This window comes from Pradoshia sp. Z5_111, assembly GCF_058267535.1.
In genome coordinates this window covers 38,818-64,237 of the sequence record NZ_JBZCPQ010000011.1, presented here as the reverse complement: position 1 = coordinate 64,237, position 25,420 = coordinate 38,818, and the positions used below count along the sequence as shown (strand labels likewise).

Sequence of the window (25,420 nt, the reverse complement as noted above, 5' to 3'; positions counted from 1 at the left end):
AAACAGTAATTTATGATTTGAGAATAATTTGAGTAGCGTAGGCAATGAGAAAAGAGCCTCTCTTTTTTTTACATAGAGAGGCTCTTTTCTATACCAAAAGAATGATTATTTATTTGCAAGATTCGAGGTTTAGTGTTCCATCAATAATTTTATAAACTTTATCACAATAATCTATCAGTCTTGTATCATGTGTAACTACAATGGTTGTTTTACCATGATTGGTAGTTGCATTTTTCAACATTTCCATTACCTCAAAGGCCCGGTCTGAATCAAGGGAGGCGGTTGGTTCATCAGCAAGAATGATACTGGGATCTGTATATAATGCTTTTGCTAACGCCACACGTTGGCGCTCACCACCCGATAAATCTGCTGGGAAACTGGTAAGCAAATCTTCAATACCAAGTGCTCTGTAAAGGCTTTGAATTTGAGTATTGTCCATATTATCCTTCTTCACTTTATCCAGTAACTGCATTTGCTGATCAACTGTAAGAAAGGGTACAAGGTTAGAGGCTTGCAAAACAAAGCCTATTTCTTTTAAACGAATGGATGCTCGCTCTTTTTCCTTTAGGTTAGTCAGATTTTTGTCATTTACAATCACTTCACCGTTGCTGGGTGCTTGAAGACCGCCCGCAATCGTTAGAAAAGTACTTTTTCCAGAACCGGAAGGACCGATAACGGCAATTAATTCCCCTGAATCTGCCGAAAAGTTAGTAGTTTTTAATGCTTCGATTTCTGTACGGCCGGACATGAAAACTTTGTTGACCTCTTTTAATTCAAGTAATGCCATTATGTTAACCTCCTATCGCGTCTAAAGGATCGATTTTGACAATAGTCTGTACAGAGAATAGCGCTCCAAGTATAGATACAATAACCAGGACAGCAGCGTATATCAGCATATCGATATAGTTAAAGGCAACAGGAACGGCTGCTGGTAGGAAATATCCGGTTATAATAGTCAGGATGAACCCAACAATAACTCCTGCTAAAGATAGGATAAATGTTTGGGCAATCACTGATATTGACAAATAGCTGTTGGAAATTCCCTGAGCCTTCATAACTCCAAAAATACTGATTTTTTGAATCGTTAATACATAAAGGAATATCGCCAGGATGACGGCAGATATGATAAATAGAAAATAGATCATAAAGGTTAATGTCAAGTTTTGTTCGGAATATCCGGGCATATTTTCAATGAATGTTTGTGTTGAAACAACACTAAGTGAATCGTCGACAGCAACGCTTTCTAAGTTATCCGTACGAATGACAAAACCATTAATTTGATCATCTTTTTGTTCTGCTGCTTCACCAAAACGAACTTCCTGTATTGTTTCAAGTGATCCATACAAAACTGGAGCAGCATTAAATTTTGCATCCTCAGTGAATCCGGTAATCGTAAGAGTGGTGTCAGTAGAAGAAAGGCTCAATTCATCGTCAATTTTAAACCCTTCATCTTTGAGAGAATCATCGGCTATCACTTCGCCCGTTTTACTAAAAGCCTTGCCTTCACTTACATCAGGCATAATAAATTCATCTTCATTGATACCGAAAAGAGAGACATTTGCTTTTATATCATCAGTTTTTGCGATGGAGTTTAATTGAGACAAAATAGCGTATTCATCTGTACCGTCCCCCTCAAAATCGCCAATTGCCATAGTTGATTGTGGGAGATTTATATCTGATTCATCCGTCAAAATGACTCCATCTGCCTCCCATTTATCAACAGCTTCTTTATTTAGGTTTTCAAGCCCATTAGCTAACCCGGATAAAAAGAATACTAGGTAGGAAACGAGTGTTAAAACACCGACAATCAATAAAAAGCGAAGCTTATTATTCTTTATTTCATTCCAGGCTAAAAACATGTATCCCCATCCTCACGTTATTTGTATTTAAAATATAATTAATATATAGATAATGTATAGGAAAAATATAATAATAGCAAATAATTGAATTGTAGGTAACTTTAATTATTAAAAGAAAAATGCCCCAACAGGAATTGGGGCATGGAGTAAGTATTTAATTTTGAAAATCAATAATCTGATTCATGATTTTCAGCCAGTCTTTGTCAGACGGAGATACATCCCAGCGAGGCTCCTGTTTTTTGCTTTCTTTAATTCCTAAACCGCCGATGATGAATTTTAACTTTGGATTTTGCTTATAAAGAATATCTATATATTTTTGAGCATTCTGCTCGTGTTCATAACTGGATATAGAAATGGCCACTATCTCAATATCTTTTTCCTTAATCAACTCATCCAACCCATCAAGAGGTGTATCGGCACCTATATAATAGACTGGATAATGCTGCTCTTTTAAAAAGAGAGTAAAGAGGATTAATCCAAGTTGATGATGCTCCCCTTCCGGACAAATGGCGATTACTTTGGGTAGAACTGGGGATGAATGAAAAATCGTAAAAAAGTTAATGGCGCGCTGAAGCACAATATTACTGATCATATGCTCCTTAATAACAGACAACTCTCCCTTTTCCCATGCATCTCCAACCTTATACATAAGGGGAACGACAATTGAATAAAAGACAGTTTTATAATGAAATTGAGAAAAATATAAATCAAAGAGCTGATTGCATCTCTCAGAATCAAAATGTAGTGTAGCATCAAATAATTCATTAATTTGTGCCTCAAATGAATGATTAATCGTATTGTCGATTAATTTTTCCTTTTCAATTTCTCCTTTGTGGATTTTCAGAAGCTGGACTGCCTGGCTGACGCTCATCTTATGATCCTGAACCTGTTTTTTGAGCCATTTTAAATCATTTACATTTTCTTCTGTATATACTCTATGACCCGATTCAGTACGTTTCGGAGTAATAGCATGATAACGGGTTTCCCATGATCGAATAGTAACAGTTGGCATATCTAACAATTTAGAAACAGCATTAATCTTATACATAAAATAACCTTTCTTTTACAAGTACTATAATTTCTCTATATTCTAACTGTATATTAAATTTATAAAAGAATGCAATTCCTGGGTTGCTATTTAGTTTTGGATTTTGTTAGGTCTAGTAAAAAAGAGTTACTTTAGCAGGTTAGTTTTTTTTATTATGGGAGAGGTATGGATTGAGGTCACTCAATATTACAATAGTGGTAATGTTGAAATTAATAGAAAACAATACAAAAATAGATTCCTTTATAACATTTAACATAGTCTCTAAACATTTTTTATTGAACTACCAATAATATATGTACTCTAAAATAGAAAATTTTAATTTATAGATGAATTTTAGGCAATCTTACAAAAAGGCTTCTGATACATAAAAGAGAACCCAGTCAAGAGACTGGGTTCTTTAGTTTTAATTTTATGGTAGTCTAGTGTCTTGATCCTTTAGGCGATTTTGTTGATCTGGTTTACGTCCTTTATCAATTGCGTTTTCTGGCTTCTTCTGACTATTTTGAAGTTTTCCTTCGAAATCACGTAATCCTTCAGTATTATTTTTGTCTGTAATATTGTCGCCTCCTAATGTGTTGGTTAATTTTCTATTCCCATATTATTGAGCTGAAAACATCTTAATCCTGCTAGCGTATTTAATATTTTACCGATTATCCCTATAGATTTAAGCGAATTTAGAGGATACCGGTTAGCAGATTTTAAAATAAAAAAATATATGTACATATTTTCCAGTAGGGGTTAAACTATATTCAGAATATTTTAATCTTTCAATCAAATCATCGTTTCATATCTTTATCTATAAGAAAAATAGGGGGCATGTGTAATGAAAAAGAAGAAACTAGCCGGTATTATTCTTTCATTATCATTAGGTATGGGTGTTTTGGCTGGCTGCGGTGGAGAGAAATCAGGCAGCGGAGAAAAAGGAGATACAATTAAAATTGGAGCGAACCTTGAGTTAACTGGCGGTGGGGCATCCTATGGTCAATCCATCGTGGAAGGGATGGATCTGGCACTTGAAGAGATAAACAAAGAAGGTGTCGGTGGCAAAAAACTGAAGATAGTGAAATATGATAACAAGTCAGATGCAGCAGAAGCAACGACCGGAGCAATCAAGCTTGCCAGCCAGGATAAGGTGGATGTCATGATTGGTGCAGCGACAAGTACTAATACATTGGCGCAGGTCCAGGTTGCCAATGATAATAAAGTTCCATTAATTACACCGACAGGGACGAACGAAACTATTACTTCAAAAGATGGCAAGGTTAATGAATATGTCTTTAGAACATGTTTTATTGATCCGTTCCAGGGAACAGTTGCAGCGAATTTTGCTCAGCAGGAATTAGATGCAAAAACAGCCGCTATTTATATTGATAGCTCCAGTGACTATTCCAAGGGGTTGGCTGCAGCATTTAAAGAGGCGTTTACAAAAGCGGGCGGTCAAATTGTAGCGGAAGAAGCATTCCTGCAAAAAGACACAGATTTTCAATCTACGTTAACCAGAATCAAAAAAGCGAATCCGGACTTTGTTTTTGTTCCGGCATTCTATGAAGAAGTTGGCTTAATTTTAAAACAGGCACGTGAGTCAGGAATCGATGTTCCGGTTATGGGAGGAGATGGTTGGGATTCTCCTAAGTTACTAGATATTGCCGGGAAAGAAGCGCTAAATAATACCTTTATTACGAACCATTATTCTGCTGGAGATCCGGACAAAAAAATCCAGGATTTTGTATCGGCATTTAAAAAGAAATATAAAGATAAATCACCGGACGCCTTTGCTGCGCTTGGTTATGACACAGCCTACTTCATTGCAGATTCGATAAAACGCGCTGGAGATGACGCGACGCCGGAAAAAATAAAAGATGCACTTGCTGAAACAAAAGATTTACAACTTGTATCGGGGAACTTAACGATGGACAAAAATCATAATCCAGTTAAATCTGCGGCCATTTTAAAATATGAAAATGGTGAGCAAGTTTTTGAAACAAAGGTAAATCCATAAGAAAAAGAGGAATAGGAAGCTTTGTTAAAAAGCTTCCTATTTTTGAAATAATGACCGAGGGGAGTCTAAGGTTATGGAATTTATTCAGCAACTTGTAAATGGGATATCACTTGGCAGTATTTACGCGTTAATAGCGCTCGGTTATACGATGGTGTATGGAATTGTAAAATTGATTAATTTTGCACATGGCGATGTATTTATGGTTGGAGCTTTCATCGGCTTTTATGCAATTACGTTTATGGAATTATCTTTTTTTCCCGCACTGCTTCTTGCCATGGTTGCCTGTGCTATCTTTGGAGTTTTGATTGAACGGATTGCGTACAAGCCTCTGCGTAATGCGACTCGTATTGCGGCACTCATTACAGCCATTGGGGTTTCCTTATTAATCGAAAACGGGATGATCCAAATCAGGGGAGCGCAGCCTGAAGCATATCCAAATAATGTTCTGCCAACAGATTCAATAGATATTTTTGGAGTTACGATAAAAAGTCAATCACTGATGATTTTGGGTGTTTCACTCTTTCTGATGATCGTCCTGCAATTTGTTGTTCATAAAACCAAAATTGGCCGGGCGATGCGTGCAGTTTCATTTGATGCAGATGCTGCTAAATTAATGGGAATCAGCGTAAACAATACAATTTCTGCTACGTTCGCAATCGGATCAGCACTTGCCGGAGCAGCGGGTGTTATATTTGGGACCTACTATACAAAAATAGAGCCATTAATGGGAGTAATGCCGGGACTTAAGGCTTTCGTCGCCGCGGTCCTTGGAGGAATTGGCATTATTCCGGGTGCCATGGTAGGCGGTCTGTTGCTTGGTGTAGTAGAGGGGTTGGTAAGTGCCGCCGGTTTATCTTTATGGAGGGATGCAGCTGCATTTGTTGTCCTCATCTTGATATTGATTTTTATGCCGCAGGGCTTGTTCGGAAAAAACAGAAGAGAAAAAGTGTAAGGGAGACATGGCGATGGCAATTCTTAAGAAGGTTAAAGGTTTTTGGCTCTCTATTTTACTCTCATTCGTCTTGTTTATCGTGATACAGGTTCTCATTACAGGCGGATATTTAAATGCTTTTAATACTAATCTAATTGTGACAATTGGAATTAATATTATTTTGGCAGTTAGTTTGCATCTAATTATTGGTATCACAGGCCAGTTCTCGATTGGACATGCTGGCTTTCTGGCAATTGGGGCATATGCTTCTGCTGTCATGTCTATGATGCTAGAGGTCTCATTCTTATATGCTTTATTAATGGGAGGGATTGCAGCGGCCTTGGTAGGCATGCTTATTGGGATCCCAAGCTTGCGTTTAAAGGGAGATTATTTGGCAATTGCCACTCTTGGATTCGGAGAAATAGTCCGTATTATTTTCCTTAATATGGATTCAGTTGGTGGAGCAAGAGGAATGATGGTCACGCAAATGACAACCTGGCCTTGGGTTTTTGGCTGCTTACTAGTGACTATTATAGTAATTCGGAATTTCACTAATTCTACTCATGGTCGCGCTTGTATATCTGTGAGGGAAGATGAAACAGCAGCCGATTCCATGGGCATTAACACAACCTATTATAAAGTGGCTGCCTTTGTCATTGGATCCTTTTTTGCCGGCATTGCCGGTGGTTTATATGCTCATAACTTTTATATTATTAATCCGTCAACCTTTGGTTTCCTTAGATCGTTTGATATTTTAATATTCGTCGTGCTTGGGGGATTGGGCAGTATGTCAGGTTCTGTGATTGCAGCAATTCTCTTAACATTAATTTCTTCCTTCCTATCAGATTATTCTGATACGCGGATGATTCTTTACAGTATTATCTTAATCGTGACAATGCTGTACAGACCGCAGGGATTGATGGGTACAAAGGAAATCACCTCATTTTTCAAAAGGAAGACAAAAGGAGGCATGAAGGATGCAAACCGACAAACCACTGCTTAAGGTTGACCAAATTGGAATTCATTTCGGAGGGTTAAAGGCTGTAGCAGATGTATCTATGGAGCTGTATCCGGGTGAACTATGCGGCTTAATAGGACCGAATGGAGCAGGGAAAACCACCTTTTTCAACCTTTTAACAGGTGTGTACGTACCATCAGAGGGAACCATTCATTTAAATGATGATAAGTTAAACAAATTACCGCCTTATAAAATTACTAGAAAAGGAATTAGCAGGACATTCCAAAATATTCGCTTGTTTGGAGATTTGTCTGTCATTGATAATGTTAAAGTTGCTTATCATTCGCAGGCTAAACATTCTATGTTCAGTTCAATTATACGAATGCCTAATCATTTTTCGGGAGAATTGGAAATGGACCAAAAAGCTGTGGATTTCCTGAAGATCTTTAATCTGGATTCTTATCGGGATGAAAAAGCCAAGAATCTTCCATATGGAATGCAACGCAGACTTGAAATAGCCAGAGCCCTAGCAACGGGTCCGCGGTTACTGCTGCTGGATGAACCGGCAGCGGGTATGAATCCGAAGGAAACAAGTCAGCTGATGGAGTTAATCAGCTTAATACGTGAAAAATTTGATTTAACCGTACTACTGATTGAGCATGATATGCAGCTTGTGATGGGAGTATGTGAACGTATTTATGTACTTGATCATGGACAATTAATCGCACACGGAACACCGGATGAAGTCCGCAATAATCCCAAGGTTATAGAGGCTTATCTTGGCGAGGAGGTTTCCTGATGCTAAAGGTTGAAGATATTAATGTTTACTATGGAAATATTCAGGCATTAAAAGGCGTCTCTTTTCATATTGATGAAGGGGAAATTGTTACCTTAATCGGTGCAAATGGGGCTGGAAAAAGTACATTGCTTAAAACTGTTTCAGGTTTACTTAAACCGAAGCAGGGGCAAATCATGTATCAGGGTAAATCCATAGCTGGAAAAGCAGCTCAAATGATTGTAAAGCAGGGAATCTCACATGTACCAGAAGGACGGCGGGTTTTTGCCAATATGACAGTGGAAGAAAATTTACAGCTTGGTGCTTATTTACGTAAGGATCGAGCTGGGATTAAAGAGGATATGGAGAAGGTATTTGATCTTTTCCCCAGGATGAACGAACGTCTTAAACAGCCGGCAGGAACTTTGTCAGGTGGGGAACAACAAATGCTCGCAATGGGAAGGGCATTAATGGCTAAACCAAAATTGCTCTTACTCGATGAACCTTCCATGGGATTGGCTCCACTACTGGTTAAAACAATTTTTCGCATAATTGAAGAAATAAATAATGCTGGAACAACTATTCTTTTGGTTGAACAAAATGCTAATTTGGCTTTATCGATTGCCAACCGTGCCTATGTAGTGGAGACCGGCAAAATCGTCCTCTCGGGTTCGGCAGATGAGTTAACCTCAAGTGAAAAAGTAAAGATGGCCTATCTTGGCGGACATTAAATGTGAATCACTCCTCTGTAAACTTTTACAGGGGAGTTTTAATTTTGTATGGGTTACAGAAACGTTTGCGGTTAACTGGTAATCATGAACGGATGTGGTAATGTTGACTGTATCTAAGACTACATAGGTTTAATGAAGAAAATGATGATTATCTTCGTCATCAACGGATACTTCACTGTACATGCTGTCGATCGGGTTACCCATTAAGCAATTGAGTCAGCCTGCATCCTAATAATTAATCAGATAATTGTAAAAAAATACACATCTATTCCACATTGTGAACAGGAATGTAATTTGTTATATTAGAATAACAATTAGATAGTACCTTATCATTCCGATGGGGTAGAGGCGCAGGATTCAAGAGTAAGCTATGTGAGGATGACAACAGAGAGCATAGCCGAAAGGGGAAACTGCCGAAGCAAGTTGATTAGTCAAAAATGAATTTGCTGGGGTTGTTTTAAATAAAAGCAACACTGTCATTATAAGAGGTTCTTATAATGAGGAGCTACAGGTCGTGATGGAGAAAGAAAAGCTGATACAGGGCTGCGGTAGATATTTCTCTATTGCAGCCCTTCTTTATTTTCTTTTGCATAAAAGGTAAGAGCGCAAGGGTCAGCACTCACGACGAGTTCCCCTTATTTATTTGGAGGAGGAAAAAAGGAATGGAGTCGACAGTTTATACGCTTATTCCCCCACTATTGGCAATTCTAATGGTGGCTATAACAAGGAAGGTTTTGCTTTCACTTGGTGTGGGGATTGTAGCATCAGCTTTTATGCTTACTGATTTTAATATTGGTGAGACATGTATCCTTATATGGGAAGCAGTAAAGGGAATCTTTATATCAGATGGATCACTCAATGTATCAAATATATATATTATTTTATTTTTGCTCATCCTGGGCATTATTACGGCTTTTATTTCAATTTCCGGTGGGAGCCGTGCTTTTGGTGAATGGGCGATGAAGCATGTTAAAACAAGAGTTGGAGCTCAGCTGGTAGCTGCATTACTTGGGATACTCATCTTCATTGATGATTATTTCAATGCTTTGGCGGTTGGCCAGGTAGCACGTCCGATTACAGATAGACATCAAATACCGAGAGCTAAGCTCGCCTATTTGATTGACTCTACCTCAGCGCCTATCTGTGTAATTATGCCAGTATCCAGTTGGGGGGCCTATATTATTGCACTGATAGGAGGAATTTTTATCACTCATGAGGTGACAGAATACAGTTCCATATCAGCGTTCATTCAAATGATTCCAATGAATTTTTATGCGATTGCAGCGTTGGCGATGGTATTCATTGTGATTTATCGAAATTGGAATATTGGTTCGATGAAAGTACATGAGGATAGAGCGGTAAAAGAAGGTATTCTTTATAATCCGTCCAAAACAGTTCCAGGTGAATTAAAGGAAGATTTACCGAGAAGTACAACAGGCAGGGTAGGAGATTTGGTAATCCCTATTGTAACTCTTATTGTAGGCACAGTGGCTGCGATGCTTTGGACAGGTTATCAAGCAGTTGCTGGACATGCGACACTTCTCACCATTTTTGAAAATACTGATGTTACTAAATCATTAGTTTTGGGTGGTACAATTGGAATTATAGTAACAATCATTATGTTTTTACGACAAGTCTTTGTTTTGCATGGAATATCTGTAAAGGTATTCACAGTAGGAGTAAAACACGGAATCGGCTCCATGCTGCCAGCAGTTTATATTTTATTATTTGCCTGGGCACTCGTTGATTTAATCGGCAGACTTGGAACTGGCCAGTATTTGGCTGGACTAGTACAGGATTTAAACTTAAATGTATCCTTTCTTCCATTACTTTTATTTTTAATAGCTGGATTGATGACATTTGCTACGGGTACATCATGGGGATCATTTGGTATCCTGCTTCCGATTGCTGGAGAAATTACAGCAGCAACAGATATTTCGATGATATTGCCGGCGATGGCGGCTGTATTGGCAGGTGCGGTATTTGGTGACCATTGCTCACCAATTTCCGATACAACCATTCTTTCTTCTACTGGTGCCTGTGCGAATCATATTGATCATGTGATGACTCAAATTCCATATGCTTTAATCTGTGCGGGTATTGCGATGGCAGGGTATATTGTTCTTGGATTTACAGGAAGTACACCTATGGGATTGATAACGATCATGATTTTGCTGGTATCTTTTATATGGCTATCTAAGCCTAAAAAGAAAGATAAATTAGAAAACAGTATGATTCATTAATAGATAGGATGGCTGGATACCGGTCATCCTTTTCTTGTTGACTGTGAAAATAATAATTTGATATTTGATACATAAAAGTAGACCATGATTGATGTCTACTTAAAATGTTACTTCTCCTGTTATAATCCCTATAAAAATAATAGCAATAAAAAAGGCTAATATGGAAAGTGCAAGTTTATTAAATAAAGGGATAGATTTTAGACGTTTTTTTAACTTATCAGAAAGATGGAAAGTGGGAATTAGTATAGAAATTCCAATTATAATGGCTAGTAAATCGGTGTAAGTAAATGGCTTACCAATATAACTGTCTAAATAAAAATTAGTCAGGATAAACACGCTAATTAGTATACACTGTATACCTAAATATTTAATAAGGTTCATTTTTATACTCTCTTCTTGGTAAAAATTAGCTAAGATAAAAGATTAAATAAAGCTCTTAAGATAATTGTGGGTTTAGAATTGATTTATTTTATCCGCACAAATTTCCCAATAGTAGTGATGATTATTCCGCATATCAAGGCAACGGCGATGAATGTAATTAGAAAAAACAAAGGAGAACCAGCTGTTCCAAAAGCCACTTCACTTTGGATTATTTCTATATTTTCCCATTCATTAGTGATATCGGGTTTATAAGTCTTTGTAGTTATATAGCCTACGATTAGGGATCCACCAATATAGATTATATGAATCACAAATGAAACAACCAATGATTGAATAATAGTTTTCATTTAAACACCCCCTTAACCACCTTTTATTTCCATTATAATCCATGTAGGTTATTTCAGTAAATAGTACATGTATCAAGTCTGGATGGAGTCTGAAAAACCCAATTGAAGTGTTTAATACATGAATAAAACGGATAAATATTATTATATTTATATAATAATTTAAAATTCAGAGAGTTATATAACTTTTAGGATAAATTTTATCAGGAGTGTGAGGAATCGTGAGAAGCAGTATTCCATTTAGGTCATTGGTATCTATTATCATGCCAAGCTATAATTCGAAGGTTTTTATCCGTCAAACTATAGAGTCAGTTAAAAAGCAAAGCTATGAAAACTGGGAATTAATTATTGTTGATGATGCTTCGACTGACAATAGCAGGGATATAATAAAAGAGTATCTACTGGATGATTCCAGAATTAAATTAATTACCCTGCAGGAGAATGTCGGTCCGGGCGAAGCCAGAAACATTGCTATTCAGGCAGCTAAAGGACATTATATTGCCTTTCTAAATAGCAAAGATTTATGGGCACCGAATAAATTGGAAAAGCAGCTTGAATTCATGGAAGCGCATAACTTAGCATTTAGTTACACTGATTATCAATTTATTGATGAAGAAAACCAAGCATATGAACCTGTTATTGAGATGCCGGTTCACCTTACATATCAAGACCTGTTAAGAGATACCACAGCGATTGGCTGCTCAACTGTCATGATCGATAAATATAAGGTTGGCAAAATTCAATTAGTACATAACCGAGATATTCCTGAAGACTTTGCCCTTTGGCTTTCTATATTGAAAAGAGGATTTAAAGCGAAGAGGCTAAAAAATGTCTATGTTTATCTTAGAAAAAGTAATGATGTTTTGGAAAATAACAATTACCAAACGGCATCAAGAATCTGGTCGTTATATCGTCAAGTAGAGAAATTAGGTGTTTTTGAATCAGCTTTCTGTTTCGTGAATTATGCAAAACACGAGGCGAAAAGAAATCGAAGCTTAAAAGAATAAGCAAATTGGCGCCCAACTAAATGAGGGTGCCACTTTTTACGTAAATAAAAAAACGCGATTTTTGTCGAAAAAAGGTTGAATTCAAGTGAACTTTCTGCTAGTATAATATTTATCTTCTTTGCGGGTGTAGTTTAGTGGTAAAACCTCAGCCTTCCAAGCTGATGATGAGGGTTCGATTCCCTTCACCCGCTCTTGAATTGTTAACAACGCAGTGTTTCGTAACTTAGGAGTACGAAGCATTGCGTTTTTTATATTTTAATAGTATTGCATTCTTGGCTCAATAGATGGATGGCAGATTCTCCTCCATGGACTTGAATGAACATCTTGGATATCGCGTGCATGATTTGCTGAGCTTGTTCAATGGTGATTTCTGGATGAAAATAAATGATATGCAGTGCATCTGAAGTTCGGTCATTCACACTTGTGCGTACAGAATCAACATAAGGGCTACCAAAAGGGCCTTCTTGATCAAAAGAACCTATAATACCCTCCAATTTATTTACACGGCCATTTAATCCCTCATAATTATCCTCAGTAACACCAATTCGAAATTCTACATCACCTTTCACGGCGGATAAATCATATATTCCCAATGGACACGTATATTGCAGGGAGAAAAAATTATTGAGAGCAATCGCTGAATTGCCTGACGGCGTGTATGCTTCTTTTTTGACTCGTCTAAGTAAGGATTCTGCTGAGGGGCGGTAACGAGATGGATCACTTCCAGTTTGTTTAAATACTTTCCTCCATGATACAATCCCTTCGTATGCATCCAAGGATTTACTCTCTAGTTCAGTATGTAAATGTTCAATATAGAGCTGAAGGCGTCCTACCAGCATCGGGGGAATGGAATCAGCAACAATTTCGTGATAGCGGATAATACCGAATTTTACATCGCCCGCTTTTTCGAATAGCTGGCGATCTACATGAATTTGCATAAAGTTACACCTCCAAAATGATTGGATATAGTTTACCATACATATAAGAGTTATTCATATTCACAGAGAAAGGAGAGGCTAAGATGGATTTTCAAAAACTCAAAGATGAGCTTATCGAATATAGCAAGACAATAGGAATTGATCAAATTGGATTTACATCAGCTGATCCTTTCCAGGTTTTAAAGAAAAGACTGATTGATCAACAGAACCTCAATTTTGCATCGGGTTTTGAAGAGCCAGATTTAGATAAGAGGACTAATCCAAGAAGGCTAATGCCGGAAGCGCAATCTATTATAGCTATTGCTGTAGTTTATCCATCGAAACTCAAGGATGCCCCTAAAAGTAAAGTGGGAGATAGACGGGGCATTTTTAGCCGCTCTTCTTGGGGACTAGATTATCACTATGTAGTGAAAGATCGCCTGAAGAAGCTTGAAGCTTTTATATTAGAGCGCATGCCGGATTCTCACTTATCCTCTATGGTTGATACAGGTGAGCTAGTTGATCGGGCCGTAGCAGAGCGGGCGGGTATAGGCTGGAGCGGCAAAAATTGTTCGATTTTAAATGAAGAATTTGGTTCATATATGTACCTTGGCGAAATGATTACAAGCATTCCATTTCCTCCGGATACTCCAATGGAGGATTTGTGCGGAACCTGTACAAAATGTTTGGATGCCTGTCCTACCGGTGCGCTGGTTCAGGGAGGAAAGATTAATGCAAAGCGATGTATATCCTTCCTGACTCAAACGAAGGATATGATTCCTTATGAATTCAGAGATAAAATGGGCAATAGAGTATATGGATGTGATTCCTGTCAGACATCATGTCCTTATAATCGCCGTATAGATTTTCATAATCACCCTGAATGTGAATCTGATCCCGAGTTGGCAAAACCTCAGCTTGTTTCTCTTTTAAGCTTAAGTAACCGCCAATTTAAAGAGAAGTTTGGCAGTGTCTCAGGTTCTTGGCGTGGGAAGATGCCGATTCAAAGAAATGCTATTATCGCATTGGCACATTTTAAGGATCCAGAAAGTGTTGCTTCAATTAAAGAATTGCTGCAAAAGGATCCTAGGCCTGTTATCAGGGGTACAGCAGCATGGGCGCTTGGAAAAATAGGTTCCCAGGAAGCAATGTCCGTATTAAAGGATTGTTTAAAAGAAGAGACCGATCAGATGGTCGTAGATGAAATAAATAATGCCCTAGAACGCCTTATGTTACCGGAGTAGCTTTTTACTCCGGTTTTTTGTATGTATTTTAGTCATTCATCATACTTTTTAGAGAAGGAGTGGTGAATGGATGAAAGAGCAACTGCAAAAACTGGTCGAGGAGAGAATCCAAAAACTCAAAGAGAATACATCCTCAAATAAGACAGATAATATGGAAAGCTTACTGACGAAGCAGGCGGGCATGCGAAAACGCAATGGAGAAATAGTGAAAGTCATGGCAAAAGGACATGTGAAAAAAATTAAGGAGCGGGAAGATGTCGTCGATGCGATATATGAGACTCATTGGAAGCTTGTAATGAAGCAAGGAACACAATTTTACATGGAAGAACATGTGGAGCTTCGTAAAGCTTCCTTTAAAGGAACTAAACTCCTAATAGATCAAAAATTAAATGTTAAACCTCAACTAATGGAACAAGACCTCCTGAGGAGTTTAGATCTTACTTCCTCGCGTGCCAAGATTGCCTATAATCGGTTAAAGGCGGTTCAATACGCCGAGAGATGGTGGAATTCCTTTAATCCCACCTACCCACAATTCACTGATGATTGTACGAATTTTATATCTCAATGTTTGTATGCAGGTGGCATACCGATGTGGGGTAAACCTAATCGTTCAAAGGGGTGGTGGATAGAAGAGAAAAGTAATTGGAGCTTTAGCTGGACAGTGGCACATGCTTTTATGCTCATGTTAAAGGCAGCTTCTTGGACGAAGGAAGTAAAGAATCCTTCCCAATTAATGATTGGAGATATTATTTGTTATGATTTTGAAGGGGATGGCAGGTTTAATCATAATACGATTGTGACCGGAAAGGATGAATATGGCTACCCATTGGTGAATGCTCATACAACGAACAGCCGTATGAGATACTGGAATTATGAAGATTCTACTGCCTATACGCCTAACATCCAATATAAATATTTTCATATAATAACGAATTAGGTCTTCCATTTTTGGAAAAAGAGAAATAGTGTTATAATGAAGGCTGCTTATACTAACCAGAGGTGAGGAAAAGTGTCTTTACATATTGTTTTATACCAACCATTAATCCCGGCAAATACGGGGAATATTGCCCGTACATGTGCAGCTACTGATACAACCCTGCATTTAATCCGTCCTTTGGGCTTTTCCACTGACGATAAAGCTTTAAAGCGTGCCGGCCTTGACTATTGGGAGCATGTAACTATTATTTATTACGATTCAATTGAAGAATTTTTTGAAAAGAACAGTGGTGGAGAGTTCTTTTATATCACAAAGTTTGCGAAGAATTATCATAGTGATATCTCATATGAAGATACCGATAAAGATTACTACTTTATCTTCGGCCGAGAAACGACAGGTCTGCCAAAGCATTTATTAGAGGAACATCCTGAAAGAGGATTGCGTTTACCTATGAATGATACTCATGTTCGTTCGCTTAATTTATCGAATACAGCAGCAATTGTTATCTACGAAGCGTTACGCCAACAAAATTATATTCATTTGACATAACTTCTCTTTCTAGAGAAGTTTTTGTTTTATAAAGAGTTAAACAAAATTTTAGATAACACTTCTATAATTTGTTATATTTGTACTACGTTATAAAGGAGCTGAGTCCAGTGAATGAAACGATTAACCTATTAAATAATCACCGATCGATTCGTAAATTTAAAGAGAAACCTCTGTCCAGGGAGCAGGTTGAAACAATTATAAGTGCAGCCCAGTCTGCATCCACATCGAGTTTTGTTCAAGCTTATTCAATCATTGGGGTCAGTGATCAAAATAAAAAGAGACAATTAGCGGAGCTGGCAGGTGGACAATCGTATGTTGAACACAATGGATATTTTCTAATGTTTTGCGCCGATTATCATCGCCATAAGATAGCTGCTGATATGGAAGGTATGAATATGGATCGCAATCTGGAAAGCATGGAAACATTCATGATTGCATTAATTGATACAGCATTGGCTGCACAAAATGCTGCCATTGCAGCTGAGTCTATGGATCTTGGTATTTGTTACATCGGTGGTATACGGAACAATATCGAAAAGGTATCTGAGCTTTTAAAATTGCCAGATCGTGTTATTCCACTCTTTGGAATGGCTATTGGCTATCCAGATCATGAATTTGATCTTAAACCGCGCTTACCACTGAAAGCAGTCTTTCATGAGAATGAATACGAGGACAAGCAAGCAGAACTCGAAGAATACAACGAAATTATCTCTGCTTACTATAATGAGCGTACAAACGGATTGAGAAATGATAAATGGACAGAGCAAGTCGTTGGTATGTTAACTAGTAAACAACGTGAATTTATGATGGATTTTGTTAAATCCAAACACTTTGCGCTCAAATAAATAAAAATACAAATACCCCTCACTTTGAGAAAAAAAGTGAGGGGTATTTTGTGTTTTGTTGCTATGGGACGTGGTTATTTTAGTCTTTGTTCCTTAATGCAGTCGTTTCAGCTTTTTAGTTAATCTAGCTTCGGGGCCTAGCTCCTCGAGACATAAGTGTAGCCACTACGGGAGGAAAGAGCATCTCCCTACGTGCCTCCTCTTATGCTTGTCGGAGCTGATCAAGGCCCTTCAGCTTTTTAGTTAATCCGGCTTCGGCTCCTAGCTCCTCGAGACATAAGTGTAGCCACTACGGGAGGAAAGAGCATCTCCCTACATGCCTCCTCTTATGCTTGTCGGAGGCCAACAGGATGTTGGTCACAAAGACGTTGCCACACGATGTGGCGTTCTTAGTCTTTGTTCCTTAATGCCTCAGCTTTTTGGTTTAATTAGTTTTATCATTGTAGCCGCCGGTGAAGATGGCTGCGAGGAATGCTACGGATACGGCAATTATAATGGCAAGTTTCATTGGATGATCCTCCTTGTATGGATGCTTTGGAAAAAGTATACCATATAAGTTAATTTTTTCTCTACTGAGAATATTTTAGAAAATTATAAATTGGGCAATTCATTATGGATTCTTAAGGGGCTTACACATGTTTGGCTAAATACGTGCATACAGTATTAGTAGCAGCTGAATCACAGCTAGGGGAGGATTAATACTGAATGGATATCATTAAAAAAATAGAACAATTTAGAGAAGAAGAGGAAAAGCTGAAGTGGGAAGGGACATTCGGTGATTATTTGCAATTATTAAAGAAAACACCCTTAGTAGCTCAATCAGCTCATTCCAGGGTTTACAACATGATTAAGGATGCAGGTGTTGAAATTGTTGATGGGAAGAAAAAATACAGCTTTTTTAAAGATGAATTATTTGGCCTCGAGGAGTCACTTGAGCGCCTTGTAGAGGAATATTTTCATCCAGCTGCTAAACGATTAGATGTGCGAAAACGTATTTTGCTACTAATGGGACCTGTGAGTGGTGGTAAATCGACCTTAGTAACGCTTTTGAAACGCGGATTAGAACGATATTCACGGACGGATCGGGGAGCGATTTATGCGATAAAGGGTTGCCCGATGCATGAAGATCCATTGCATTTAATACCGGCACATTTACGTAATGATTTCTTTGAGGAGTATGGAATCAGGATTGAAGGTAATCTTTCACCTCTAAATTTGATGAGGTTGGAACAGGAATATGGTGGCCGTATTGAAGATATGCTAGTAGAAAGGATATTCCTCTCAGAAGATAAGCGGATTGGAGTAGGGACATTTAGTCCATCTGATCCGAAATCACAGGACATTGCAGATTTAACTGGAAGCATCGACTTTTCTACGATTGCTACGTATGGGTCAGAGTCCGATCCGCGCGCCTATCGATTTGATGGTGAATTAAACAAAGCGAACCGCGGGATGATGGAATTCCAGGAGATGCTGAAGTGTGATGAAAAATTCCTGTGGCACCTGCTTTCTTTGACTCAGGAGGGTAATTTTAAAGCTGGCCGATTTGCGTTGATTAGTGCCGATGAATTAATTATAGCGCACACGAATGAAACAGAATATCGCTCCTTTATTTCCAATAAAAAGAATGAAGCCCTGCATTCCAGGATTATCGTAATGCCAGTCCCTTACAACTTGAAAGTATCCGAGGAAGAAAAAATCTATGAAAAAATGATTCATGACAGTGATGTATCAAATGTTCATATTGCTCCGCATACTTTAAGGGTTGCAGCCATGTTTACTACTCTTAGCAGATTAAAAGATCCAAAAAAAGGTGATATTGATCTTGTTAAGAAAATGAGGCTATATGATGGAGAAAACGTGGAAGGTTTTAATTCTGCAGATGTAGAAGAATTGAAGAAGGAGCATTCGGATGAAGGGATGGGCGGCATCGATCCACGTTATGTCATTAACCGAATATCTTCAACTATTATTAGGAAAGAAACACCTTCCATTAATGCACTGGATGTATTGCGTTCCCTGAAAGAAGGGTTGGATCAGCATGCTTCCATTACAGCCGAGTTGAAAGAACGGTATATGAATTATATCTCACTTGCCCGAAAAGAATATGATGATATTGCGAAGAAGGAAGTACAGAAGGCATTCGTTTATTCCTATGAGGAATCAGCCAAAACGTTGATGAATAATTATTTGGATAATGTGGAGGCATTCTGCAATAAGTCAAAACTTCGTGATGTCCTAACAGGTGAGGAAATCAATCCTGATGAAAAATTAATGCGATCTATTGAAGAACAAATCGGAATTTCCGAGAATGCTAAGAAAGCATTTAGGGAAGAAATCTTAATTCGAATTTCGGCATATGCCCGTAAAGGAAAACGGTTCGATTATAATTCTCATGACCGTTTAAGGGAAGCAATACAGAAGAAGCTGTTCGCTGACTTGAAGGATGTCGTTAAAATTACAACCTCCTCTAAAACTCCAGATGAAAGTCAATTGAAGAAGGTAAACGAGGTAGTTGCCAGATTAATAGATGAACATGGATATAATTCTACCTCAGCAAATGAGCTTCTGCGGTATGTAGGCAGCTTGTTGAATAGATAAGTATTAACGAAGGAGAGCTATCTTACATGTCGAGGTATTGGTCGGAAATAACGTTAAACGGGTGGAAGATTGTTCAGTCTAAGGATTTTCCATCGCTTTTAATTGGGAAATAATGTTTATTGAACCAAGAGGATGGGAAAAGGTCTTATGAGGTGATAAAAATGAAAAAAGACGCAAAGGCAGATACAATCGCTGAAAGTCTAGCTGAAAATGGCTCAATGGCACCGGATCTTGAAGAAATGAAGAACCTTGGAAAACAGATGGAGCACCTAAGAACAAATAAAGAATTATCGAAAGAATATAATAAGCAGCCTGATCCTGTTCAACATGAGGAAGAAGAGGCAGAAAATAAATAAACAATAGTAGTTTAACAAAACGCTTGGTAAATAGTATCTCCCATTGTATGTTCTGTTTGACAATAAGGGGATCTCTAAGCGTTTTTTCTTTTGATTAGATATATTGCCTAATACCAAATCGTTGAATCAGTACATAAAGGTGAAATGAGTCTGGAGACCTGGTCAATTTTTCAAGAAAAGTTGCTCTCTACGTTCAGCTTCTAAAATCTATATTTAGCAATTCTCCACCAAATCGTACATTCCCTTTTATCAAACTCCTCTCAATGGTTTTATCTGAACCTTAATCTCATAATCTATATTACTTTTATTAATACTTATCCTAAACTATTTTCAAGTAATAAGTTGGTTATAGATTCTATAATTCAAATGACAAGGGATAAGCAAAACTTTGTCTTATTTTAAGAATATTTTGGCAATAAATCGTAGTTTACGCATAGGATAGAGTAATCAAACATTAAATTCTAAAAAAAGACTATTTAACATCTAGAGTATTATGATAAATGTGTTATAGGAGGGGAAAAAACGATGTCGGATAAGAACAATAGCCATCAGTTCGCCATTTCAAAGGAAGATTGGGCCCTCCATCGAAAAGGTTTTGATGATCAGCAAAGACATCAGGAGAAAGTACAGGAAGCGATACGTAATAATCTACCTGATCTAATAACAGAGGAAAGCATTATTATGTCCAACGGAAAGAATGTTGTAAAAATCCCGATACGCTCTCTTGATGAATATAAGATTCGTTATAATTATGATAAAAACAAGCATGTTGGTCAGGGAGATGGAGATTCCCAGGTTGGAGATGTAGTAGCAAGAGATGGAAGTGGACAAAAGGCGCCAGGAAAAGGAGGAGAAGCTGGAGATCAGGCAGGAGAGGATTATGTTGAGTCTGAAGTTTCTTTATTGGAAATAGAGGAAGCCTTATTTGCACAATTGGAATTACCGAACTTAAAAGAAAAGGAACAGGGAGATCATACCATTGAGCATTACGAATTCAATGATATTCGTAAAACAGGTTTAATGGGAAATGTGGATAAGAAGCGAACGATGATTAGTGCATTTAAAAGAAATGCACTGGGTGGCAATCCTGGATTTACACCTATTTATCAGGATGATCTTAAATTTAAAACATGGAATTCAGTTGTGAAGCCAGAATCTAAAGCAGTCGTTTTGGCTATGATGGATACTTCTGGAAGTATGGGACTTTGGGAAAAATATATGGCACGTAGCTTTTTCTTTTGGATGACACGTTTCTTGAGAACGAAATATGAAACAGTTGACATCGAGTTTATTGCTCATCATACAGAAGCAAAGGTGGTAGACGAAGAGGATTTCTTTTCTAAAGGTGAAAGCGGTGGGACGATTTGTTCATCAGCCTATCGGAAAGCATTAGAAATAATTGAACAGAAGTATCCGATGGAACGCTATAATATTTATCCTTTTCATTTTTCAGATGGTGATAACTTAACTTCAGATAATCCTCGTTGCATAAAACTTGTGGAAGAGTTGATGGAAGTATCTAATATGTTTGGGTATGGTGAAGTTAATCAATACAATCGTAATTCCACATTAATGTCCGCATATAAAAATATTAAAGATGAAAAGTTTCAACACTATATATTGAAGCAAAAGGCAGATGTCTTTCATGCTTTGCAGTCATTCTTTAAACCAGAGAGTATGATTCATTAAAGTATGTTTCTCTTTAAGGAGTAAATAATTAAATTGCTTAGTATAAAGACGCTAGGGTATTTATCCTCTAGCGTCTTCTGATTTAACTGGACTTCTTGGTATTACTATTTTTTGTTTTATTATAAATTGCTATTGTCACATAAATAAGGATCAAAATGAGTTGACCGGTCATAGTTTCAACTGTTGGATAAAAACCAATTTGATTGACCACGGGTAATTGGTGAATGACGGTCGTCGGCAATATATTGGTGAGTTGTAATGTATGAATACTTGAACCGATGATCTTAAATGCTAATACATAGATGAAAATGGTGGCTACAAAGAAAAATTTATGTACTTGAATCCGTACACTCATTTTGAATAATATAAAGGCAACAAGAGCCAGAATGACTAATGCAATGATAATACCGAGGATAAAATCAAACATCGGCATGTTGGGGGCAATACCCACGTAAAAAATAATAGTTTCCGCTCCTTCACGGAAAACAGATAAAAACGATACAGTAGCCATGGCAAACATAGATTGTTTTGAGATGGCTTGTCCCATTTGCTTCGATAAATAAGAGTTCCAGGATGCAACATTAGATTTGTTATGAAGCCATCCCCCGACCCCAATCATCATGGCAGCGGCAATTAGTCCGACATAGCCCTCCAAGATTTCGCGGCTCGTATTAACGGTCAATGAATTAAAGATGAACGATAATGCCACAGCGGCTACTGCAGATACAAGGACCCCTAAAAGAGCACCCATATAAATCCATCGAGCCATGTGCTCCTGATTCGATTTCTTCAGGAATGATACGAGTACCATAATAATAAGAAGTGCTTCCAAACCTTCACGCAATAAGATCAATGCAGAATCCCAAAAAGTATAATCGCTATCTTCCTGCAATAATTGGATTTCTGTTTTGAAATTAGATAATTGGTTAGTGATCGAATCTGCATCTATAGTATCTTTCGTTAATTCACTGACCAGAATTGGTAAATCACTTTCCAAGTTTGTATATAAGGAACTGTTGCGGGTAGAAACCTCCATTTCAATGTTCGGCCAAACAATAATGAATTCTGTCAAAGCATCACTGGCCTCGTCAAACTTTTCCATATCAATAGCCTGCAAGGCATCATCAATATGATTAATTAACGTTTGGAGTGAGTAACTTCCTTCTTCAACAGCAATATCTTCACCTGCCAAAAATTGTTTAATGGACGCTTTAAACGCTGCATATTGACTTGCTGCAAGGGGTAAGTCTGGGTCTTCGCTTGCCAATGTGATGCGAATAAAAGCTAACTGTGTTTCAATTTGTCCATACATACCTATACTTTGAGCACGTACAGGCTGTTCATATTGATTCCATTTGCTATTAAGAACATTGTATGCCTGTAGAATCTTTTCATAATCGTCTGTAGCTAATGCTTCTTCAAAATGCCTCATATAAGGTATATACTTCGTTTCAAATTCTTTCCGTTCAGCTTCCTCATCAACTGGATTTTCAAGTTTCTCTAATTGGGAAAGAGCTGTTGATAGCTGCATGATTGCCTTGACTCGTTCTTCTTGTGTAGAAGATTCAAGTACCGCGTTTAGCGCATCATCAACAGCACTTTTTGTTTCCTTCTCTTCGGAAGTCACCGATGCCCAATCGTCTGCAAACTTATTGATAGCTACTTGGGTTTGCTCGTCATTTCCTTGTTTTGCATTAATTAATGCATCACTAATTGATATGTAAAAAGAGCTGTAGGATGTAGCAGCTGAAGCTGGCAAGGCTACAAGCATACAAACTAGAAAACTACAAATTTGTAAAAAGCGCTTCACCTAAAAAACTCCCTTTTTCAACACCAGGGAAGCAGGCAAAAATGGCGCTGCCTCGATGTGTAATATATTCATTTAATTTATCGCTACGGCCTAAACTATTTTGAATGTCTATAAACTGTTGCGGATGTTTTTGGAACGAGATAAATAGCAAGCCAGCATCATAAGCCCCGGTGTTTGGCATAATGCCTGAAGAATAGGAAAAAGAACGGCGGAGAATCTTGTGCTTCGCTAATCGGGCAAGATGGACATGGGATGTTTCCGGAACGAAGTAGTTGCCGTTTGCATCTTTCTCCAATTCATTAAAATCGTCAAATTCATCTTTCTTACCGAATGCCGCTCCGCTGTCACGATAGCGGCCAAATGTTGCTTCCTGCTGATGTAAGCTGGTCCGGTCCCATGTTTCTAAATGCATTTGAATGCGACGATAAACCAAATAGGTTCCATTTACCAGCCAATTTTTCGATTCACCGGATTGAATCCATACTGAATCATTATATTCACTGTTTGTGGCAGGATTAACAGTACCATCTTTAAATGCAAATAAGTTGCGTGGTGTGCCACCATCGCGAGGTATGGCATTAAAACCAGCTTGGGACCATTTGATTTTGACCTTTCCATTTGCCGCACGAACTAAATTCCGTACGGCGTGAAAGGCTATTTGAGGATCATCTGCACATGCTTGTATGCAAATATCCCCGCCTTTGTATTCTTCATCTAATTGATCTTTTGGGAAATGTGGCAAATCTATAAATTCTTTCGGTTTTAAGCTGTGAATATTTAGTTTTTTATTTTCAAAGAGAGAGGGACCAACCCCAAACGTTATGGTTAAATTAGAAGCATCGATTCCCATCGCTTCACCAGTATCAGTGGGAGGGATGTGACCGTTAGTGGATGGCTCGACCATCTGCTCCCCATTCATTAGCCGTACGGTAAGGGGTGTCCACAATTTAAATAATTGGCACAATTCCTCACTTGAATCTACTAAAACGTCCAATGCGGCAAAGTATATATGGCTTTGCAAAGGGCTTGTGATGCCGGATTGATGACGTCCATAAAATGCGATTTTGTTTTCTGCAGACTGGTTATCATCAAAGGAGGGCTGCAACTCATAGCCTAAAGCCTTCACCGTGGAAGTCAATCCGCTTGCACCGATAACCATTCCTGTTGCTCCGATGCCGGTCAATTTCAACATCTCGCGTCTTGTCATTTTGTTAGTAGACAACGATTATCACCCTTATTCTAAAATGATTCCCATTTGGCTTAATGGTTCACCCAGTTCATTAACGGCTGTGGCTAATACGTTTGTATCTTCCTTCGTCAATTCATCGTATGATACATAGCCGCCATCCGTCGTTTCGTATTTTGTTAATAAATCATTGAGTTTAGCGAATTTTTCTTCCAGTGTAGCGACTAAGGCTTTATCTTTTTCTTCGATTTTAGCATGTAAAATCTCAAAGATTTTTTCTGCTCCTTCGATATTAGCTTTAAAGTCATAAAGGTCAGTATGTGAGTAAATTTCTTCTTCACCTGTAATTTTTGAGGTGGATACTTCGTTCAATAAATCAACAGCACCAGTGATCATTAAATCGGGTTCTACTTCGACTGTTTGTACTAATGCATGCAATTCCTTTGTATCAGCTAATAATTGATTCGCGACTTCTTCATAACCCTTAGTTGTGTTTTCAATCCATAATGCATACTCAAGTTTATGGTAGCCAGTCCATTCTTCTTCGCCTTTGCCTTCTTCCTGGATATCAGCCAGACGGCCATCAATGCGTGGATCTAAGTCACCGAAGCTTTCCGCAATTGGCTCAGAGCGTTCAAAGAACATGCGCGCTTCAGGATATAATGCTTTCGCCGTTTCGATATCTCCTTCCAGGAACGTAGTAACAAATTTTTCAGTCTCGACTAGAAAAGAATCCATTTGTTCCAAAGCGAATGTTTTATAAGTATCCGTTTCGGTTTTCAAGTCGGCAACAGTTGTTTTAGTCGATGTTGTTTGGTCTGCCGGTGTGGCAGGGGAAGTTGTATCTTCTTCTGTACCGCATCCAGCTAATAGTAGGGAGGCTGATAAAACAGCTGCTGATATCATATTGAATTTTATAGACTTAAATTTCATAATTTGTAACCTTCTCTCTAGAAATTGTTATTGTAGAGATAATAAAATCCTTCTTAGTGTCCTACCCAGCCAATTTT

At 38.0% G+C, this 25,420-nt stretch carries 24 protein-coding genes, 1 tRNA gene and 1 riboswitch; of the genes, 16 read left to right on the top strand and 9 right to left on the bottom strand.

Features of this window, described 5'->3' with window-relative positions; translation table 11 throughout:
* Nucleotides 1-109 precede the first annotated feature (109 nt).
* The 3 genes from AC4D4A_RS17010 to AC4D4A_RS17000 all read right to left on the bottom strand — a co-directional run bounded on the left by AC4D4A_RS17010 (nucleotide 110) and on the right by AC4D4A_RS17000 (nucleotide 2,907).
* Complete coding sequence (locus AC4D4A_RS17010) at nucleotides 110-787, bottom strand: ABC transporter ATP-binding protein (RefSeq protein WP_490996966.1); 678 nt, start codon at nucleotides 785-787, stop codon at nucleotides 110-112.
* Between the two features lie 4 nt (nucleotides 788-791).
* Nucleotides 792-1,859 (bottom strand): ABC transporter permease, encoded by a 1,068-nt coding sequence (locus tag AC4D4A_RS17005; protein ID WP_490996965.1) that lies wholly within the window; start codon nucleotides 1,857-1,859, stop codon nucleotides 792-794.
* Between the two features lie 154 nt (nucleotides 1,860-2,013).
* On the bottom strand, nucleotides 2,014-2,907 hold the full coding sequence (locus tag AC4D4A_RS17000; protein WP_490996964.1) for a MerR family transcriptional regulator: 894 nt from the start codon (nucleotides 2,905-2,907) through the stop codon (nucleotides 2,014-2,016).
* Nucleotides 2,908-3,730: 823 nt separating this feature from the next.
* Here AC4D4A_RS17000 and AC4D4A_RS16995 point away from each other — a divergent pair.
* The 6 genes from AC4D4A_RS16995 (at nucleotide 3,731) to AC4D4A_RS16970 (ending at nucleotide 10,544) form a co-directional block, all read left to right on the top strand.
* A complete protein-coding gene (locus tag AC4D4A_RS16995) occupies nucleotides 3,731-4,906 on the top strand; it encodes an ABC transporter substrate-binding protein (protein WP_490996963.1) in 1,176 nt (391 codons plus the stop codon).
* A gap of 73 nt (nucleotides 4,907-4,979) precedes the next feature.
* Entirely contained in the window at nucleotides 4,980-5,858 is an 879-nt protein-coding gene (locus AC4D4A_RS16990) for a branched-chain amino acid ABC transporter permease (protein ID WP_490996962.1), read from the top strand.
* Nucleotides 5,859-5,871: 13 nt separating this feature from the next.
* Nucleotides 5,872-6,840 (top strand): branched-chain amino acid ABC transporter permease, encoded by a 969-nt coding sequence (locus AC4D4A_RS16985; RefSeq protein ID WP_490996961.1) that lies wholly within the window; start codon nucleotides 5,872-5,874, stop codon nucleotides 6,838-6,840.
* Complete coding sequence (locus AC4D4A_RS16980; protein ID WP_490996960.1) at nucleotides 6,815-7,594, top strand: ABC transporter ATP-binding protein; 780 nt, start codon at nucleotides 6,815-6,817, stop codon at nucleotides 7,592-7,594. Before AC4D4A_RS16985 ends, AC4D4A_RS16980 begins: the two co-directional genes overlap by 26 nt.
* The gene (locus AC4D4A_RS16975) at nucleotides 7,594-8,301 is read left to right on the top strand and encodes an ABC transporter ATP-binding protein (protein WP_490996959.1); all 708 of its coding nucleotides are present in this window, start codon (nucleotides 7,594-7,596) and stop codon (nucleotides 8,299-8,301) included. Before AC4D4A_RS16980 ends, AC4D4A_RS16975 begins: the two co-directional genes overlap by 1 nt.
* 335 nt (nucleotides 8,302-8,636) lie before the next feature.
* Nucleotides 8,637-8,817, top strand: a riboswitch (Lysine riboswitch).
* 146 nt (nucleotides 8,818-8,963) lie between these two features.
* A complete protein-coding gene (locus tag AC4D4A_RS16970; protein ID WP_490996958.1) occupies nucleotides 8,964-10,544 on the top strand; it encodes a Na+/H+ antiporter NhaC family protein in 1,581 nt (526 codons plus the stop codon).
* Between the two features lie 99 nt (nucleotides 10,545-10,643).
* Here the strand turns inward: AC4D4A_RS16970 and AC4D4A_RS16965 are convergent, their stop codons facing one another.
* Complete coding sequence (locus AC4D4A_RS16965; protein WP_490996957.1) at nucleotides 10,644-10,925, bottom strand: hypothetical protein; 282 nt, start codon at nucleotides 10,923-10,925, stop codon at nucleotides 10,644-10,646.
* A gap of 83 nt (nucleotides 10,926-11,008) precedes the next feature.
* Complete coding sequence (locus AC4D4A_RS16960; RefSeq protein ID WP_490996956.1) at nucleotides 11,009-11,272, bottom strand: hypothetical protein; 264 nt, start codon at nucleotides 11,270-11,272, stop codon at nucleotides 11,009-11,011.
* A 218-nt stretch (nucleotides 11,273-11,490) separates the two neighbouring features.
* On the opposite strand from AC4D4A_RS16960, the gene AC4D4A_RS16955 reads away from it, so the two are divergent.
* Nucleotides 11,491-12,276: a glycosyltransferase family 2 protein gene (locus tag AC4D4A_RS16955; protein WP_490996955.1), complete on the top strand. Its 786-nt coding sequence runs from the start codon at nucleotides 11,491-11,493 to the stop codon at nucleotides 12,274-12,276.
* Between the two features lie 120 nt (nucleotides 12,277-12,396).
* Nucleotides 12,397-12,467 (top strand) — tRNA-Gly (locus AC4D4A_RS16950).
* A gap of 57 nt (nucleotides 12,468-12,524) precedes the next feature.
* Here AC4D4A_RS16950 and AC4D4A_RS16945 read toward each other — a convergent pair.
* Nucleotides 12,525-13,214, bottom strand: a complete 690-nt coding sequence (locus tag AC4D4A_RS16945; protein WP_490996954.1) for a B3/B4 domain-containing protein — start codon at nucleotides 13,212-13,214, stop codon at nucleotides 12,525-12,527.
* Nucleotides 13,215-13,297: 83 nt separating this feature from the next.
* Between AC4D4A_RS16945 and queG the strand changes: the two genes are divergently transcribed.
* The 8 genes from queG (at nucleotide 13,298) to yhbH (ending at nucleotide 21,414) form a co-directional block, all read left to right on the top strand.
* Nucleotides 13,298-14,437 carry a tRNA epoxyqueuosine(34) reductase QueG gene (gene queG, locus AC4D4A_RS16940; RefSeq protein ID WP_490996953.1) on the top strand — a complete coding sequence of 380 codons (1,140 nt, stop codon included), beginning with the start codon at nucleotides 13,298-13,300 and terminating at the stop codon, nucleotides 14,435-14,437.
* A gap of 70 nt (nucleotides 14,438-14,507) precedes the next feature.
* Complete coding sequence (locus AC4D4A_RS16935) at nucleotides 14,508-15,374, top strand: amidase domain-containing protein (RefSeq protein ID WP_490996952.1); 867 nt, start codon at nucleotides 14,508-14,510, stop codon at nucleotides 15,372-15,374.
* Between the two features lie 72 nt (nucleotides 15,375-15,446).
* Nucleotides 15,447-15,923, top strand: coding sequence for a tRNA (uridine(34)/cytosine(34)/5-carboxymethylaminomethyluridine(34)-2'-O)-methyltransferase TrmL (gene trmL / locus AC4D4A_RS16930; protein WP_490996951.1), 477 nt, complete (start codon nucleotides 15,447-15,449; stop codon nucleotides 15,921-15,923).
* Between the two features lie 107 nt (nucleotides 15,924-16,030).
* Nucleotides 16,031-16,768: an oxygen-insensitive NADPH nitroreductase gene (nfsA, locus tag AC4D4A_RS16925; RefSeq protein ID WP_490996950.1), complete on the top strand. Its 738-nt coding sequence runs from the start codon at nucleotides 16,031-16,033 to the stop codon at nucleotides 16,766-16,768.
* A 316-nt stretch (nucleotides 16,769-17,084) separates the two neighbouring features.
* The gene (locus tag AC4D4A_RS16920; protein WP_490996949.1) at nucleotides 17,085-17,324 is read left to right on the top strand and encodes a hypothetical protein; all 240 of its coding nucleotides are present in this window, start codon (nucleotides 17,085-17,087) and stop codon (nucleotides 17,322-17,324) included.
* A 149-nt stretch (nucleotides 17,325-17,473) separates the two neighbouring features.
* A complete protein-coding gene (locus AC4D4A_RS16915) occupies nucleotides 17,474-19,369 on the top strand; it encodes a PrkA family serine protein kinase (RefSeq protein ID WP_066102762.1) in 1,896 nt (631 codons plus the stop codon).
* Nucleotides 19,370-19,530: 161 nt separating this feature from the next.
* Nucleotides 19,531-19,725, top strand: coding sequence for a hypothetical protein (locus tag AC4D4A_RS16910; protein WP_490996948.1), 195 nt, complete (start codon nucleotides 19,531-19,533; stop codon nucleotides 19,723-19,725).
* 525 nt (nucleotides 19,726-20,250) lie between these two features.
* Entirely contained in the window at nucleotides 20,251-21,414 is a 1,164-nt protein-coding gene (yhbH, locus tag AC4D4A_RS16905; RefSeq protein WP_490996947.1) for a sporulation protein YhbH, read from the top strand.
* A gap of 82 nt (nucleotides 21,415-21,496) precedes the next feature.
* Here yhbH and AC4D4A_RS16900 read toward each other — a convergent pair whose 3' ends face one another.
* The 3 genes from AC4D4A_RS16900 to efeO are packed head-to-tail and all read right to left on the bottom strand — an operon-like array spanning nucleotide 21,497 to nucleotide 25,343.
* The gene (locus AC4D4A_RS16900; protein WP_490996946.1) at nucleotides 21,497-23,224 is read right to left on the bottom strand and encodes an FTR1 family iron permease; all 1,728 of its coding nucleotides are present in this window, start codon (nucleotides 23,222-23,224) and stop codon (nucleotides 21,497-21,499) included.
* Nucleotides 23,199-24,431, bottom strand: coding sequence for an iron uptake transporter deferrochelatase/peroxidase subunit (gene efeB / locus AC4D4A_RS16895; protein ID WP_490996979.1), 1,233 nt, complete (start codon nucleotides 24,429-24,431; stop codon nucleotides 23,199-23,201). Before efeB ends, AC4D4A_RS16900 begins: the two co-directional genes overlap by 26 nt.
* 27 nt (nucleotides 24,432-24,458) lie before the next feature.
* A complete protein-coding gene (gene efeO, locus AC4D4A_RS16890) occupies nucleotides 24,459-25,343 on the bottom strand; it encodes an iron uptake system protein EfeO (protein WP_490996945.1) in 885 nt (294 codons plus the stop codon).
* Nucleotides 25,344-25,420 lie beyond the last annotated feature (77 nt).

Coding starts and splice junctions, on each gene's coding strand:
- AC4D4A_RS16990 (WP_490996962.1), top strand. CDS start 4,980: ATGGAATTTATTCAGCAACTTGTAAATGGGATATCACTTGGCAGTATT.
- AC4D4A_RS16960 (WP_490996956.1), bottom strand. CDS start 11,272: ATGAAAACTATTATTCAATCATTGGTTGTTTCATTTGTGATTCATATA.
- AC4D4A_RS16910 (WP_490996948.1), top strand. CDS start 19,531: ATGAAAAAAGACGCAAAGGCAGATACAATCGCTGAAAGTCTAGCTGAA.
- AC4D4A_RS16945 (WP_490996954.1), bottom strand. CDS start 13,214: ATGCAAATTCATGTAGATCGCCAGCTATTCGAAAAAGCGGGCGATGTA.
- efeO (WP_490996945.1), bottom strand. CDS start 25,343: ATGAAATTTAAGTCTATAAAATTCAATATGATATCAGCAGCTGTTTTA.
- AC4D4A_RS17010 (WP_490996966.1), bottom strand. CDS start 787: ATGGCATTACTTGAATTAAAAGAGGTCAACAAAGTTTTCATGTCCGGC.
- queG (WP_490996953.1), top strand. CDS start 13,298: ATGGATTTTCAAAAACTCAAAGATGAGCTTATCGAATATAGCAAGACA.
- AC4D4A_RS16985 (WP_490996961.1), top strand. CDS start 5,872: ATGGCAATTCTTAAGAAGGTTAAAGGTTTTTGGCTCTCTATTTTACTC.
- AC4D4A_RS16935 (WP_490996952.1), top strand. CDS start 14,508: ATGAAAGAGCAACTGCAAAAACTGGTCGAGGAGAGAATCCAAAAACTC.
- AC4D4A_RS17005 (WP_490996965.1), bottom strand. CDS start 1,859: ATGTTTTTAGCCTGGAATGAAATAAAGAATAATAAGCTTCGCTTTTTA.
- AC4D4A_RS16920 (WP_490996949.1), top strand. CDS start 17,085: ATGCCTCCTCTTATGCTTGTCGGAGGCCAACAGGATGTTGGTCACAAA.
- AC4D4A_RS16915 (WP_066102762.1), top strand. CDS start 17,474: ATGGATATCATTAAAAAAATAGAACAATTTAGAGAAGAAGAGGAAAAG.
- AC4D4A_RS16995 (WP_490996963.1), top strand. CDS start 3,731: ATGAAAAAGAAGAAACTAGCCGGTATTATTCTTTCATTATCATTAGGT.
- AC4D4A_RS16980 (WP_490996960.1), top strand. CDS start 6,815: ATGCAAACCGACAAACCACTGCTTAAGGTTGACCAAATTGGAATTCAT.
- AC4D4A_RS16975 (WP_490996959.1), top strand. CDS start 7,594: ATGCTAAAGGTTGAAGATATTAATGTTTACTATGGAAATATTCAGGCA.
- yhbH (WP_490996947.1), top strand. CDS start 20,251: ATGTCGGATAAGAACAATAGCCATCAGTTCGCCATTTCAAAGGAAGAT.
- AC4D4A_RS16965 (WP_490996957.1), bottom strand. CDS start 10,925: ATGAACCTTATTAAATATTTAGGTATACAGTGTATACTAATTAGCGTG.
- AC4D4A_RS16970 (WP_490996958.1), top strand. CDS start 8,964: ATGGAGTCGACAGTTTATACGCTTATTCCCCCACTATTGGCAATTCTA.
- AC4D4A_RS17000 (WP_490996964.1), bottom strand. CDS start 2,907: ATGTATAAGATTAATGCTGTTTCTAAATTGTTAGATATGCCAACTGTT.
- efeB (WP_490996979.1), bottom strand. CDS start 24,431: ATGACAAGACGCGAGATGTTGAAATTGACCGGCATCGGAGCAACAGGA.